Annotated in this window: 12 protein-coding genes; 10 read left to right on the top strand and 2 right to left on the bottom strand. The window is 70.3% G+C overall.

Annotated elements, in window-relative coordinates:
• Positions 1–202: 202 nt before the first annotated feature.
• The 9 genes from AC1C2U_RS07275 to AC1C2U_RS07315 all read left to right on the top strand — a co-directional run bounded on the left by AC1C2U_RS07275 (position 203) and on the right by AC1C2U_RS07315 (position 9,533).
• On the top strand, positions 203–622 hold the full coding sequence (locus tag AC1C2U_RS07275; protein ID WP_495361076.1) for a YciI family protein: 420 nt from the start codon (positions 203–205) through the stop codon (positions 620–622).
• On the top strand, positions 615–2,009 hold the full coding sequence (locus AC1C2U_RS07280) for an RNA polymerase sigma factor (protein ID WP_495361077.1): 1,395 nt from the start codon (positions 615–617) through the stop codon (positions 2,007–2,009). Before AC1C2U_RS07275 ends, AC1C2U_RS07280 begins: the two co-directional genes overlap by 8 nt.
• 80 nt (positions 2,010–2,089) lie before the next feature.
• Positions 2,090–3,037 carry an ABC transporter ATP-binding protein gene (locus AC1C2U_RS07285; protein ID WP_495361078.1) on the top strand — a complete coding sequence of 316 codons (948 nt, stop codon included), beginning with the start codon at positions 2,090–2,092 and terminating at the stop codon, positions 3,035–3,037.
• Positions 3,034–3,891: an ABC transporter permease gene (locus AC1C2U_RS07290; RefSeq protein WP_495361079.1), complete on the top strand. Its 858-nt coding sequence runs from the start codon at positions 3,034–3,036 to the stop codon at positions 3,889–3,891. Before AC1C2U_RS07285 ends, AC1C2U_RS07290 begins: the two co-directional genes overlap by 4 nt.
• A 133-nt stretch (positions 3,892–4,024) precedes the next feature.
• Complete coding sequence (locus AC1C2U_RS07295; protein WP_495361080.1) at positions 4,025–4,918, top strand: ABC transporter ATP-binding protein; 894 nt, start codon at positions 4,025–4,027, stop codon at positions 4,916–4,918.
• Positions 4,915–5,730, top strand: a complete 816-nt coding sequence (locus AC1C2U_RS07300) for an ABC transporter permease (RefSeq protein ID WP_495361081.1) — start codon at positions 4,915–4,917, stop codon at positions 5,728–5,730. The genes AC1C2U_RS07295 and AC1C2U_RS07300 overlap by 4 nt, the downstream gene beginning before the upstream one ends.
• Positions 5,731–5,751: 21 nt before the next feature.
• Positions 5,752–7,071 (top strand): sensor histidine kinase, encoded by a 1,320-nt coding sequence (locus tag AC1C2U_RS07305; RefSeq protein ID WP_495361082.1) that lies wholly within the window; start codon positions 5,752–5,754, stop codon positions 7,069–7,071.
• The gene (locus AC1C2U_RS07310) at positions 7,068–7,706 is read left to right on the top strand and encodes a response regulator (RefSeq protein ID WP_495361083.1); all 639 of its coding nucleotides are present in this window, start codon (positions 7,068–7,070) and stop codon (positions 7,704–7,706) included. The genes AC1C2U_RS07305 and AC1C2U_RS07310 overlap by 4 nt, the downstream gene beginning before the upstream one ends.
• Positions 7,707–7,838: 132 nt before the next feature.
• Positions 7,839–9,533, top strand: a complete 1,695-nt coding sequence (locus tag AC1C2U_RS07315) for a long-chain-fatty-acid--CoA ligase (RefSeq protein WP_495361084.1) — start codon at positions 7,839–7,841, stop codon at positions 9,531–9,533.
• A gap of 243 nt (positions 9,534–9,776) precedes the next feature.
• On the opposite strand, the gene AC1C2U_RS07320 is transcribed toward AC1C2U_RS07315, so the two are convergent.
• Together AC1C2U_RS07320 and AC1C2U_RS07325 are read right to left on the bottom strand one after the other, a co-directional pair.
• Entirely contained in the window at positions 9,777–10,445 is a 669-nt protein-coding gene (locus tag AC1C2U_RS07320) for a LuxR C-terminal-related transcriptional regulator (protein ID WP_495361085.1), read from the bottom strand.
• Positions 10,438–11,709: an ATP-binding protein gene (locus tag AC1C2U_RS07325; protein WP_495361958.1), complete on the bottom strand. Its 1,272-nt coding sequence runs from the start codon at positions 11,707–11,709 to the stop codon at positions 10,438–10,440. The genes AC1C2U_RS07320 and AC1C2U_RS07325 overlap by 8 nt, the downstream gene beginning before the upstream one ends.
• A 136-nt stretch (positions 11,710–11,845) precedes the next feature.
• On the opposite strand from AC1C2U_RS07325, the gene AC1C2U_RS07330 reads away from it, so the two are divergent.
• Complete coding sequence (locus AC1C2U_RS07330) at positions 11,846–13,582, top strand: PspC domain-containing protein (protein ID WP_495361086.1); 1,737 nt, start codon at positions 11,846–11,848, stop codon at positions 13,580–13,582.
• Positions 13,583–13,584 lie beyond the last annotated feature (2 nt).

Below are 13,584 nucleotides of genomic sequence, written 5' to 3' on the forward strand. Positions count from 1 at the left end.
ATGCGACGAACGGTGGCAGGGGGAATCGACACCCAGTGGAGCGGTGTACCGCATCGGACTGTTCCGGCAACAAGATTCTGTACGGATGTCGATTCCCCCTGCCACCGTTCGTCGTGCTGGCATAACGTGACGATCGGAAGGAAACGGAAACCCGACGTCACCCCGTCGAATTTCTGAATCCCCAGCACTGAAGGAGCAACCGATGCAGTACGTGATGTTCGTGGCGACCGACCCCGAGGCCGAGCCGTTCGTGCCGGCCGAAGACAACATCGGCGAGTGGGCCGCAGACGTCGAGGCGCGAGGAGTGCACGTGTTCGGCGAGCGCCTGCGCCCGGTCGAAGACGCGACGACGGTGCGGATGCGCGGAGGCGAGCTCATCGTCACCGACGGCGCCTTCACCGAATCGAAGGAGTGGATCGCGGGCTTCGACATCATCGACTGCCGCGACCTCGACGAAGCGATCGAGATCGCGAGCCGGCATCCGATGGCGAGATTCGGTCGTATCGAACTCCGCCCGACCTGGCCGCTCGACGTCACCGAAGACCCGGAGATCCGCGAAGAGCGCCAAGCACGAGAGGCCGAGGGTCGCGATCGCCGCACGGAGCCGGCGGTGGGTGCGTGACGACCACGGCAAGGCGATGAGCGACACCGACGGTCGGGCGACGGACGCCCCGAAGCGAGCGGATGCCGCAGGGCGAGCCGATGCCACCGTGCGAGCCGATGCCGCAGACGTCGCCGCGACCGTGGCGGGCGTGTACCGCGAGGAGTGGGCGCGCATCGTCGCGACGCTGATCAGGGCGACCGGCGACTGGGACGTGGCGGAGGAGGCGGCCGCCGACGCGTTCGAACGGGCGGCACGGCGGTGGCCGGTCGATGGCATCCCGCGCAACCCCGGTGCTTGGCTCACGACGGTGGCGCGCAATCGGGCGCTCGACGTGCTGCGCCGGCGCGGGGTCGAGTCGGGCAAGGTCAGGGAGTGGATCGCGATGGACGATATGAGAGGGGGCAAGGCGCCGACCGATCCGGCCGAGATCGCGGCCGCCGTGCCCGAGTGGGACGACCGATTGCGGCTCGTCTTCACGTGCGCGCACCCTGCCCTGCCACTCGAGGCCCGTGTGGCGCTCACGCTCCGCACGGTCGGCGGGCTCGAGACCGGCGAGATCGCCCGGGCGTTCTTCGTGCCCGAGGCGACGATGGCGCAGCGACTCGTGCGCGCCAAACGCAAGATCAAGAACGCCGGCATCCCCTATCGGGTGCCGGGGCCCGAAGACCTGTCCGAGCGGCTCGGCGGGGTGCTCGCCGTGCTCATGCTCGTGCACAACGAGGGCTATCTCGCCTCCTCGGGTGACCGGCTGCTGCGCCTCGATCTGCAGGAGGAGGCGATCCGGCTCGCCCGGCTCGTCGCCGGCCTGCTGCCTGACTCGAGCGAGGCGCGCGGCCTGCTCGCCCTACTCCTCCTGCAGCACGCACGTTCGGCAGCCCGCGTCGATGCCGGCGGCGAGCTCGTGCCGCTCCCCGAGCAGGACCGCTCATTGTGGAACGCGGCCGAGATCGACGAGGGACTCGCGCTCCTCGACTCACCGGCGGGCGGCCCGCCGCACGGGGCATCCGGCGCATACCGATTGCAGGCCGAGATCCAGGCGGTGCACAGCCGCGCACGCACCGCCGACGAGACGGATTGGGCGGCAATCGTCGGGTGCTACGACCGACTCCGTGCGGTCTCGCCGTCGCCGGTCGTGGAACTCAATCACGCGGTCGCGCTCGGCCTCGCCGGCGAACTCGCCGGCGCACTCGACGCACTCGCCGAGCTCGAGGCATCCGGCCGGCTCGCCGGCTATCACCTGCTCCCAGCCGCCCAAGCCGACCTCCTGCGCCGAAGCGACCGACCAGCTGCAGCGGCGGCGCGCTACCGCGAGGCGATCGCTCTCGCACCGACCGGGCCCGAGCGCCGCTTCCTGTCGCGCCGTCTCGCCGAACTCGACGAGCCGCCCCAGCCGCTCCGCGGCTGAGGCATCCAACGATCGGTGGAAGCCCGCATCGACCGCAACGGGGGCTTCCGCGACATCCGTTGAACCGGCAGTCTCGGAGCATGGAAACCACAGCGCCCGCGACGGGCACAACCGACTCCGACCGCGCAGATGCCGCGATACGGATCCGCGGGCTTCGCAAGGTGTACGGCGGGGTCGCCGCCGTCGACGGCATCGATCTCGACATCGCCTACGGCGAGACGTTCGCCCTGCTCGGACCGAACGGAGCCGGCAAGTCGACCGCCGTCGAGATCCTCGAGGGGTACCGCCTGCGCACCGCGGGCGAGGTGAGCGTGCTCGGCATCGACCCCGCCCACGGCGGCCTCGACTGGAAGGCGCGTCTCGGCATCGTGCTGCAGTCGGCGACCGAGAGCGGTGTCTACACCGTGCGAGAGCAGCTTGCGCATTTCGCGAGGTTCTACCCGTCGCCGCGCGACGTCGACGAGGTGATCGCCGCCGTCGGCCTCGAGGCCAAGGCCGGCACCCGGGTCTCGAAGCTCTCGGGCGGGCAGCGCCGCCGCGTCGATGTCGCGCTCGGCATCGTCGGACGGCCCGAACTGCTCTTCCTCGACGAGCCGACCACGGGCTTCGATCCAGAGGCCAGGCGCGAGTTCTGGAAACTCATCCGCACTCTGAAGTCGGAGGGCACCACGATCCTCCTCACGACCCACTACCTCGACGAGGCCGCCCAGCTCGGCGACCGCGCCGGCATCATCCTCGGCGGGCGGCTCGTCGACGTCGGACGCGTCGATGAGCTCGGCGGGCCCGAGGCCCGCGTGCCCATCGTGCGGTGGCGCGACCCCGATGGCACCCCTCGAGAGGTACGCACCGAGCAACCGGCGGCGCTCGTGGCATCCCTTCGACAAACTCAGGACGGCGCCGTCGCTGCAGGCCTCAGCGGCGAGCCGGAGGGGCTCGAGGTCATCCGCCCGAGCCTCGAGGACATCTACCTGCAACTGGTGCACTCGGCCGGGGCCGAGACTCGCAACGACGAGGAGGCGCTCGCATGAGCGAGACGAGCACCCCCTCGACCGCCGGCGCGAAGCGAGTCGCCCGACCCGGCCCGCTGCGGATCGGCACGGCGCGCATCGGGTACGAGGTGAAGGGCTACTTCCGCTCGCCCGACACGCTGTTCTTCACGTTCCTCTTCCCACTCGTCATGCTCGCGATCTTCTCGGCCGCGTTCGCCTCGGCGGGCGAGATCGGCGATCCAAGTGGCGAGACGATCACCGTCGCCGAGTACTACCTGCCCGCGATGCTCGCGGCCGGCATGCTGCTCTCCGGCGTGCAGAACCTCGCCGTCGACATCGCCGTGGAGAAGAGCGACGGCACACTCAAGCGCCTCGGCGGCACGCCGCTCGCCCCCACGAGCTACTTCCTCGGCAAGATCGGCCAGGTGTTCGTAACCGGCACCGCGCAAGCGGCCCTACTGCTCGCGTTCGGCGCGCTTGTACTCGGCATCGAGCTGCCGGCCGAGCCCGAGAAGTGGTTCACCTTCGCCTGGGTGTTCGTACTCGGCATCATCACGTCGGCGCTGCTCGGCATCGCCCTCTCGGCGCTTCCGCGGTCGGGCAAGAGCGCGAGCGCCGTCGTCATCCCGATCATGCTCGTGCTGCAGTTCATCTCGGGCGTCTACCTGCAGTTCTACATGCTGCCCGAATGGATGCAGAACCTCGCGAGCGTATTCCCGCTCAAGTGGATGGCACAGGGCATGCGGTACGTGTTCCTGCCGGAGGACTTCGCCGCGCTCGAGCAGAACGGCTCGTGGGACGTCGAGTGGGTCGCGGTCGCCCTCATCGCCTGGCTGGTGGTGGGGCTCGTCGTCAGCCGGCTCACCTTCCGCTGGATTCGGCGTGACTCCTGAACCGCATGCGAAAGTAGCAGCATGCTGAACAGACGGTGGCGGGTCTCCAACTGACATATCCACCGACCGGTGGATGCGCGAATCGACCGGCCGGGGGCTGCCGGGCAGTGCGGGCGAACGGCACGCTTGCAGCATGGACATCACACGTACGGACGCCGCGGTGCGGATTCGCGGGCTCCGAAAGGACTACGGCAAGGTCGCCGCCGTTGACGGGCTCGATCTCGATATTGCACACGGCGAGACCTTTGCCCTGCTCGGCCCGAACGGGGCGGGCAAGTCGACGACTGTCGAGATCCTCGAGGGGTATCGGCTGCGCACCGCCGGCGAGGTGAGCGTGCTCGGGATCGACCCCGCGCGCGGCGGCCTCGACTGGAAAGCTCGGCTCGGAATCGTGCTGCAGTCGGCGAACGAGGCGGGCCTCTACACCGTGCGCGAGCAGCTCACGCATTTCGCGAAGCTCTACCCGAATCCCCGCGATATCGACGAGGTGATCGCCGCCGTCGGTCTCGAGCAGAAGGCCCGAACACGGATCTCGAAGCTCTCGGGCGGGCAGCGCCGCCGCGTCGACGTCGCACTCGGCATCATCGGGCGACCGGAGCTGCTCTTCCTCGACGAGCCGACGACCGGGTTCGACCCCGAGGCACGCCGTGACTTCTGGGCGCTCATCCGCCGGCTGAAGGCCGACGGCACGACCATCCTGCTCACCACCCACTACCTCGACGAGGCCGCGCAGCTCGGCGACCGGGCGGGCATCATCCTCGAAGGCCGGCTGGTCGACGTGGGACCCGTCGCGACACTCGGCGGCGCAGAGGCGCGCGTTCCGATCGTGCGGTGGCACGCGGCCGACGGCACCCCACGCGAGGTGCGCACCGATCGGCCTGCGGAGCTCATTGCGTCCATCTCCGCCGAACTCGGTCGCGAGCCAGTGGGGCTCGAGGTCATCAGGCCGAGCCTCGAAGACATCTATCTGCAGTTGGTGCGGGCCGCCGGCGCGGTCGTCCGCGACGAAGAGGAGGTGCTCGCATGAGCACGGGCATCATGACCATCGGCACCACGCGCATCGGGTACGAGACGAAGGGCTACTTCCGCTCCCCCGACGCGGTGTTCTTCACCTTCCTGTTCCCGCTCATCATGCTGGGCATCTTCACGGCCGCCTTCAGCTCGGGTGGCGAGATGCAGGCGACCCCGGGCGGCGCGTCGATCTCGGTCGGCGCATATTACCTGCCGGGCATGCTCGCGGCCGGCATGCTGCTTTCGGGCATGCAGAACCTCGCCGTGGACATCGCGACCGAGAAGGGCGACGGCACGCTCAAGCGACTCGGCGGCACGCCGCTGTCACCCGTGTCGTACTTCCTCGGCAAGATCGGGCAGGTCTTCTTCACCGGCGTCTTGCAGGCCGCACTGCTGCTCCTCGCTGCCGTGACGATCTTCGGCATCGCGTTGCCGACGAGCACCGAAGCCTGGCTGACGTTCGCGTGGGTGTTCGTGCTCGGAGTCGCGACATCCGCCCTGCTGGGCATCGCCCTCTCGGCGGTGCCGAGATCCGGCAAGAGCGCGACCGCGGTCGTCATTCCCATCGTGCTGGTGCTGCAATTCATCTCGGGCGTCTACCTGCCCTTCGCCCAACTGCCCGAGTGGATGCAGAACGTCGCCAGCGCCTTCCCCCTCAAGTGGATGGCGCAGGGCATGCGGGCGGCGTTCCTCCCCGAAGACTTCGCAGTGCTCGAACAGCACGGGTCATTCGAACTCGGCTGGGTGGCGTTCTGGCTCGTCGTCTGGCTCGTCGTCGGACTCGTCGTGAGCCGGTTGACCTTCCGATGGATCCGGCGCGACGCGTAGGCCGCATGCGAAGGTAGCAGCATGCACAGACTCAAGTGGTGGGATCTCGCGGCGGTCGGCGTCACGGCGGTGACCCTGCTGATCACGCTTCGAGATCCTCCATACGGGCCGGCGGAGTGGGGCACGTGGATCGTCCTCGGGGCGTTCCTCGTGTTCTACGCCGCGTACGCGCGCTGGTTCATCCCGCCGCCGGGGCAGGTTGGCTCGAGAGGCCACTTCATCGTGATCACGGTCGTGTTCGCGATGATCATCGGCTTCGGATCCACCTTCGAATCGGCGTTCGCCATCATGCAGACGTTCATCTACCCGTTCCTGTGGTTCACCGCGCCGAATACGCGCTGGGCCGTCGGCTCGAACGTGATGGTCGCCCTCTCCCTCGCCATCGGGTACGCCCTGCTCGACGGGCCCGACGACATCTTCAGCGGAGTGCCGACCGCGGTGTTCTCGGTGGGCTTCAGCATCGCGCTCGGTCTGTGGATCACCCGCATCGCCGAATACGGCGAAGAACGCGGCCGGCTGCTCGACGAACTGCAGTCGACGCAGGGCCAGCTCGCCGCGATGCACCGGGATGCCGGTGTCGTCGACGAGCGGGGGCGGCTGGCGAGAGAGATCCACGACACGATCGCGCAGAGCCTCACGGGGCTCGTGATGGTCGCCCAGCGCACGGGCAACCGGCTCGCTCCGCTCGAGGGCGAGGCAGCGGCATCCGCTCGGGCCGATGTCGAACTCATCGAACAGATGGCGCGCGATGCGCTCACCGAGGCGCGCGGGCTCGTCGCCTCCATGGCACCGGTGGATTCGACGGCGGGGCTCGCCGATGCACTGCGGCGGCTCGGCGCGGGCTTCGAACGTGAAACGGGAGTGCGGGTCACCGTGACGACGGACGGCACTGAGCTCGCCCGCGACACCGAGGTCGTGCTGTTGCGCTCGGCGCAGGAAGGACTCGCGAACATCCGCAAGCACTCCCGAGCGTCGCGCGCCTCGGTGACCGTCGAGGCAGGCGACGGCGACGTCGTGCTCACCGTCGCCGACGACGGCGTGGGGCCCGGCACCTCAGCGCCCGGGGAATCGGGATTCGGCCTGGTCGGCATCCGCGACCGCACCGCCCTCGTCGGCGGGTCGTTCTCGATCGAGCCGGGCGAGGCCGGCGGCACCGTGCTGCGCGTCGGAATTCCCCGCACGCCCGACGCCCCTCCCGCTCTCGATACTCTCGCTTCGCTCGCTACTCGACCAACGAACACTCCCACCGGTCGAAGCGCGCCCGACGCCCCTCCCGCTGGTCGAGTAGTGCCCGACCGAGGGGGACGCGTATCGAGACCCACCACAAAGGAGACCCCATGACCCCCGCGATCCGCATCGTCGTCGCCGACGACCACCCGATCGTGCGCGCGGGCATCGTGGGCCTGCTCGAATCCGAACCGGGTCTCGAGGTCGTCGGCGAGGCCGCCGACGGCGCGGAAGCGGTTGCGGTCGCGACATCCGAGCGCCCAGACCTCGTGCTCATGGACCTGCGGATGCCTCAGCTCGACGGCGCAGCGGCCACCGCGCGCATCGTCGCGGAGGTGCCGGGCGCCCGCGTGCTCGTGCTCACGACCTATGAGACCGACGACCACATCCTCGCCGCGATCGAGGCCGGCGCAAGCGGGTATCTGCTGAAGGCGGCGCCGCACGCGGAGATCGTCGCGGGCATCCGTGCGGTCGCCGCCGGGGAGACGGTGCTCGCCCCGTCGATCGCGGCGAAGCTCGTGTCGCGAGTGCGTGCGGATGCGGCATCCGTCGACCTGCCGTCGCTGTCGCCGCGAGAGCTCGACGTGCTGCGCCTCGTGTCCGACGGGCGCTCGAATCCCGAGATCGCCCGCGCACTCTTCATCGGTGAGGCAACCGTGAAGACGCACCTCCTGCACGTGTTCGAGAAGCTCGAAGTGAACGATCGCACTCGCGCTGTGACGCGCGCGATGGAGCTCGGCATCATCTGAGGCGGCAGCGCCGGCTGACTCGGGTCGGGCACAGCGGATGCCGCCTACGCTGGAGGTGGCATCCGCACGCGCCGTAGCAACGGCGGGCTGCTCCCGTAGTCGACGAGTGCGCGGTGGCCTCGAGGGAGAAGCATGAACTCGTACGAACATCGGCCGTGGCTCGACCACTACGCCGAGGGCGTGCCGCCCACGATCGACGAGCCGAGCCAGACCCTCGTCGACATGATCGATGACGCCGTCGGCCGGTTCCGACGACGCACGGCGCTCGAGTTCTTCGGGGCCGAGACCAGCTACCGCGAGCTCGGGGCGCAGATCGCTTCGGCCGCCGAGGGGCTGCGCCGGCTCGGCGTCGGTCAGGGCGACCGAGTCGCACTCGTACTGCCGAACTGCCCGCAGCACGTCGTCGCGTTCTACGCGGTGCTGCGGCTCGGCGCGATCGTGGTGGAGCACAACCCGCTCTACACGCCGCCCGAGCTGCGGCACCAGTTCGAGGACCACGGCGCCCGCGTCGCGATCGTCTGGGACAGCATCGCCGACACGGTCGCGGAGTTCCCCAGCGATATCCGGCCGGAGCACACCGTGGCCGTCGACCTCACGCGGTCGCTCCCGCTGGGCAAGCGGATGGCACTGCGCCTGCCGCTGCCGAAGGCGCGACGCTCCCGTGCCGCGCTCACCTCGAAGCCGCGCGCACGTGGACTCGTGCCCTGGGAGCGTCTCACCTCCCGGCGGGCACTGGCCAAGCGGCATCCGCGGCCCTCGCTCGACGACACGGCGGTGCTGCAGTACACGAGCGGCACCACCGGCAGCCCGAAGGGCGCAGTGCTCAGCCACCGCAACCTGCGCGCCAATGCGATGCAGGGTCGTTCATGGGTGCCTGGACTGTTGGAGGGCGACGAGGTCTTCTACGGCGTGCTGCCGCTCTTCCATGCCTACGGCATGACCCTCTGCCTGACGGTCGCGATGAGCATCGGCGCCAGGCTCGTGCTGTTCCCGAAATTCGACTCAGGCCTCGTGCTCGATGCCGCACGCCACTCGCCGCCGACGTTCCTGCCAGCGGTGCCGCCGATCTACGACCAGCTCGCGCGTGCCGCTGTGCGCCAACCGCGCGCGCTCAGGAGCATCCGCTACGCGATCTCGGGGGCGATGAGCCTGCCCATCGCGACCGTCGATCGCTGGGAGAGCGCCACCGGCGGACTGCTCGTCGAGGGCTACGGCATGACCGAGTCCTCGCCGATCTCGCTCGGCAACCCGATGGGTCCGACCCGGCGGCCCGGCACGGTCGGCGTGCCGTTTCCGAGCACCGAGATCCGCGTGATCGACCCCGACGACCCCGACGTCGACCGGCCCGCGGGCGAGGCCGGCGAACTGCTCGTGCGCGGCCCGCAGGTCTTCCAGGGGTATTGGCGCCGACCGTCGGAGACGGCCGAGACCCTGCTGCCGGGCGGGTGGCTGCGCACCGGCGACATCGTGCGCGTCTCCGACGACGGCTTCGTCACGATCGTCGACCGTGTGAAAGAGCTCATCATCACGGGCGGGTTCAACGTCTCGCCGTCGGAGGTCGAGGCCGCACTGCTCGCCCACCCCGACGTGCGTGGTGCAGCGGTCGTGGGTCTGCCACGCGCCTCGGGCGGGGAATCCGTTGCCGCCGGTGTCGAGTTGCGCGAGGGCGCTGTCTTCGAGGAGTCGGCGCTGCGCGACTTCTGCCGCACGAGCCTCACTCCCTACAAGGTGCCGCGCCGCATCGAGCTCTTCGATGAGCTGCCGCGCTCGCTCATCGGCAAGGTGCTGCGCCGCGAGGTGCGCGACGTGCTGCTCGAGCGCGGCTGAGCCCCGCTCCCCGCTCCCGCTCCCCGCTCCCGCTCCCCGCTCCCGCTCCCCGCTCCCCGCGCCCCGCTCCCGCTCCCCGCTCCGCGCTCCCCGCTCCCCGCTCCCCGCTCCGCGCTCCCCGCTCCCCGCTCCCCGCTCCTGCGACGGTTTCCGCGTTCACGGTCGGTTGGCACGCATCCTCCAGCCCGCAAACCGTCGCACGAATCCCCGCGCGCGGGGCGGGGGCGCGGGGCGCGGGGCGGGTTAGAGCAGGCGCCGCGCGTTCGCCCACGCCGTGAGCTCGTGCCGGCTCGAGAGCTGGAGCTTGCGCAGCACCGCTGAGACGTGCGTCTCGACCGTCTTCGTCGAGATGAAGAGCTCGGCCGCGACCTCTTTGTAGGCGTAGCCGCGGGCGATCAGCCGCATGACCTCCTGCTCGCGAGCCGAGAGCCGGTCGAGCTCATCGCTCGCCGAGGCCGTCTCGCCGACGGCAGCTCCGAAGGCATCGAGCACGAAACCCGCGAGCTTCGGTGAGAACACGGCGTCGCCACCGGCCACGGCGTGCACGGCGCGACTGACGTCTGCCCCCGACGAGCCCTTCGTGATGTAGCCCCTGGCCCCGGCACGGATGACGCCGACGACGTCTTCGGCCTTGTCCGAGACCGACAGCGCGAGAAATCGCGTCGAGGGCAGGGATGCCGCGGCCCGCCGGATCACTTCGGCACCGCCGCTCGTGCCCGCCGGCACGGCCACGCCGGGCAAGTGCACGTCGAGGAGGACGACGTCGGGCGCGGCATCCGTCACGGCCGTCACGGCGGACTCCACATCGTGCGCCTCGCCGACGACCTCGATGGAATCGTCGAGGTCGGCCTTCAGGCCCGACCGGAAGATCGAATGGTCGTCGACGACGACGACCCGCACGCGTTCAGCCACGAACCGTCTCCGTCCGCTCGGCCGGGAACCGCAGGCGCACTTCGGTGCCGACACCACCGACGCCCGTGCGCACTTCGCCGGAGCCACCCGAACGTCGCATGCGGCCGATGATCGACTCGCGCACACCGAGCCGGTCACCCGGCACCTCGGCGATCGCGAATCCGGGCCCGCGATCGCGCACGAACACCTCTACCGTCTCGGGGGTCGACTCGACGTACACCGACACCTCCCCGCCCGCGTGCCGCGCGGCATTCAGCATCGCTTCACGCGCGGCTGCCGCGACTTCGCCGCTCGCGCTCTCGCGCGACTCCCCCACGACGACGACATCGACGGTCACCGCGTAGTCGATCTCGAGCGCTGCCGCGAAGTCTCGCAGGTCGGTGCCGAGATCGCTGTCGGCCGGAGTGTCGCCCTCGAAAAGCCAGTCGCGCAACTCCCGCTCCTGCGCACGCGCGATGCGGGCGACCTCGCTCGTCGCCCCGGCCCGGTTCTGGATGAGGGCGAGCGTCTGCAGCACCGAGTCGTGCAGGTGCGCCGCGATCTCGCTGCGCTGCTCCTCGCGGATGCGCTTCGTACGCTCGGCAGTGAGGTCGCGCCACGCGGTCACGAGCGTCGGCGCATAGACGAGCCCGACGCCGAGCACCGCGGCGAGCGCTGCCGCGAAAGTCGGCACCGGGTACCAGGCCGCATTCGGGCCGAAGACGAGGGCGAGGGCGGTGATCGCGAGCAGAGCCGTAGCGACGATGCGGATCGCGAGTTCGTTGCGAGGGCCGCGATCGGGGTCGGGTCGATCGATGAAGGTCGCCCACGCCCCGGATGCCGCAGCGAGGCCGACCCCGGCGAGCACCGCGCCGAGCCACCACTCGAGGCCGTTGCCGCCCGCCTGGGCGACGCGCCAGCTCATGACCCAAGCGATGAGGAGCGACACGGTCGAGGCGACGACGAGTAGCCAGGCGACGGGCGCGCGTCGGGTCGGACGCTCATCGCCCGGCGCCCACGGGGTGAACACCCAGAGCCACACGTAGAGCAGGAGTCCGGCACCACCGGCGAGACTCGTCACGACGAACGCGGTGCGAACGACCCAGACCGGCCAGCCGAGATGAGTTGCGAGCCCCGCGGCGACGCCGGTGGCCATGCATGCGCGGGGCCGCGTCAGGCGAGGTTGGCCCCCTGTGCCGGTCGGGTCCCCTGAGCCTGCCGAAGGGGGCGCCTGCGCGCGGTCGCTCCCTCCGACAGGCTCAGGGAACGAAGCGGCATCCGTCACCTGTTCCGCGCTCGACTCCATGCCTGCAATCCAAGCAGACCCGGCCAGGATCCCCCCGGCCCCGGCCGCACGCTCAGGGTCGAATCAGGGATTCACCCCATGGCGGAGCATCCGTCATCGCTGCCAGCATCGAAGCATGGAGACGAACTCGACTGCCCCAGAGGCGGAACCAGTGCCGGACGACGCGAAGGGGGACTCCGCGGCGCCCGGCCCCTCGGCCGAAGGGGCGGTCGGTTCGGCTCCATCCTCCGGTGCACCCGGCGCGGCGACACCCGCGCCGGGCACCGGCACCGGCTTCTACCCGTGGCTGCGCCGACTCGGCGTGCCGCGCCGTGCGGGGTGGCTCGGCGGGGTCTGCGCGGGCGTCGCCGCTCGCCTCGGCATCGACCCGATCATCGTGCGCGGCATCGTCGTGGTCGTCGCGGTGCTCGGTGCGCCGTTCGTGCTGCTGTACGCGATCGCCTGGCTGCTGCTGCCCGATACCGACGGCGAGATCCACTTCGAGCGACTGACCCGGGGCGTCGTCGACCCGGCGATCGTCGGAATCGCCGTCATGGGCGTCATCGGGCTCATCCCGCTCGTTCAGGGCGGATGGCTCGGCTGGCGCTGGTGGCCCGACTGGACGCCGTACTCGTGGGGCTCGGTCGCCGGCATCGACATCGCCTGGCCACTTCGCGTGCTGTGGGTGCTCATCGTCGTCGGCGCGATCGTCACGCTCGTCATCTGGCTCGCACGGCGAGCCTCCCAGAACTCCCCGGACGGCGGTGGGCCGCGAATGGCTTCCGCGGCGACCGCCGCCGCTCCGGGGTACCACTCGACGACGGCGTTCGCGACGGATGCCTCGGCGGCGACCGGGCCGGGAACCGCCAGTTCCTCCGCGTCACCGACCAGCACCGCCTACCCTGAGATTGGCACCGACCCCGTCGACGGGCTGACCCCTCCGCCTGCCTCCGCCGCATTCGGTACCGCCGCAACCGTGCCGAACGTCGAACCCGCCGTTCCCGCCGAGGGCGCCGATGCGGCCGCGATCGCCGAGTGGCGCGCGCAGCACGAGGCGTGGCGCGTCTCGCACGCCGAGTGGAAGGCGGGCCACGACGACGCCGAACGCGCCGCACGAGCCCTCGCTGCCGCGGAGAACAAGGAGAAGGCCCGCCTGCTCACGGCACAGGCCGATGAGGCGCGAGCGGCGCGACGCGCCTGCCGGCCTCGCGCGAGCGCCGCGTTCGTGTTCACGTTCCTCGGCCTCGCCGTCGTCGCCGGATCGATCGCCGCGATCTGGTCGCTCGGCACGCCGAGCGTGGACGGGTACGCGATCCCGATCGCGTTCTCGGTCGCGACGCTCCTCCTCGCGGCCGGAATGGTCGTCGCAGCGCTCCGGAGACGACGCAGCGGAGCTCTCGCCTTCACCACGACCCTCGCCACGGTCTCGATGTCCATCGCCGTGCTCGTCGCCTCGATCATTCCGCAGGGATCACTCGTGCCGCCCGGGTACGGCATCTCGCTCGACCACTCGCAGCAACTCGTGCAGCCGTTCGGCGACGCGTTCTTCTATGCGACACCCTCCCTCTTCGGCGCCTATGCACCCGTCATCGAGCTCCGGCAAGGCGCCGGCAACACGTGGATCACGATCGAGGCGGACTCACAGATCCTGCTCGATGCGAGCGAGGCCGGCCCGATTCAGCTCTTCGTCTACCCTGCCGATGGCTCGGGGAGCACGACCCCGCAGCTCGGAGGGCTCGACCGCGGTGCCCTGATGCTCGGCGGCGAGACGGGGGTCAGCGAGTATCGCCCGGGCGATACCCCCGCCGACGCGAAGCTCGTGCTCGAGCAGGGGTCCGGCATGGTGTACATCGAGATCCGCGAAGGAGCATGACC

The organism is Agromyces sp. Y575, assembly GCF_059445445.1.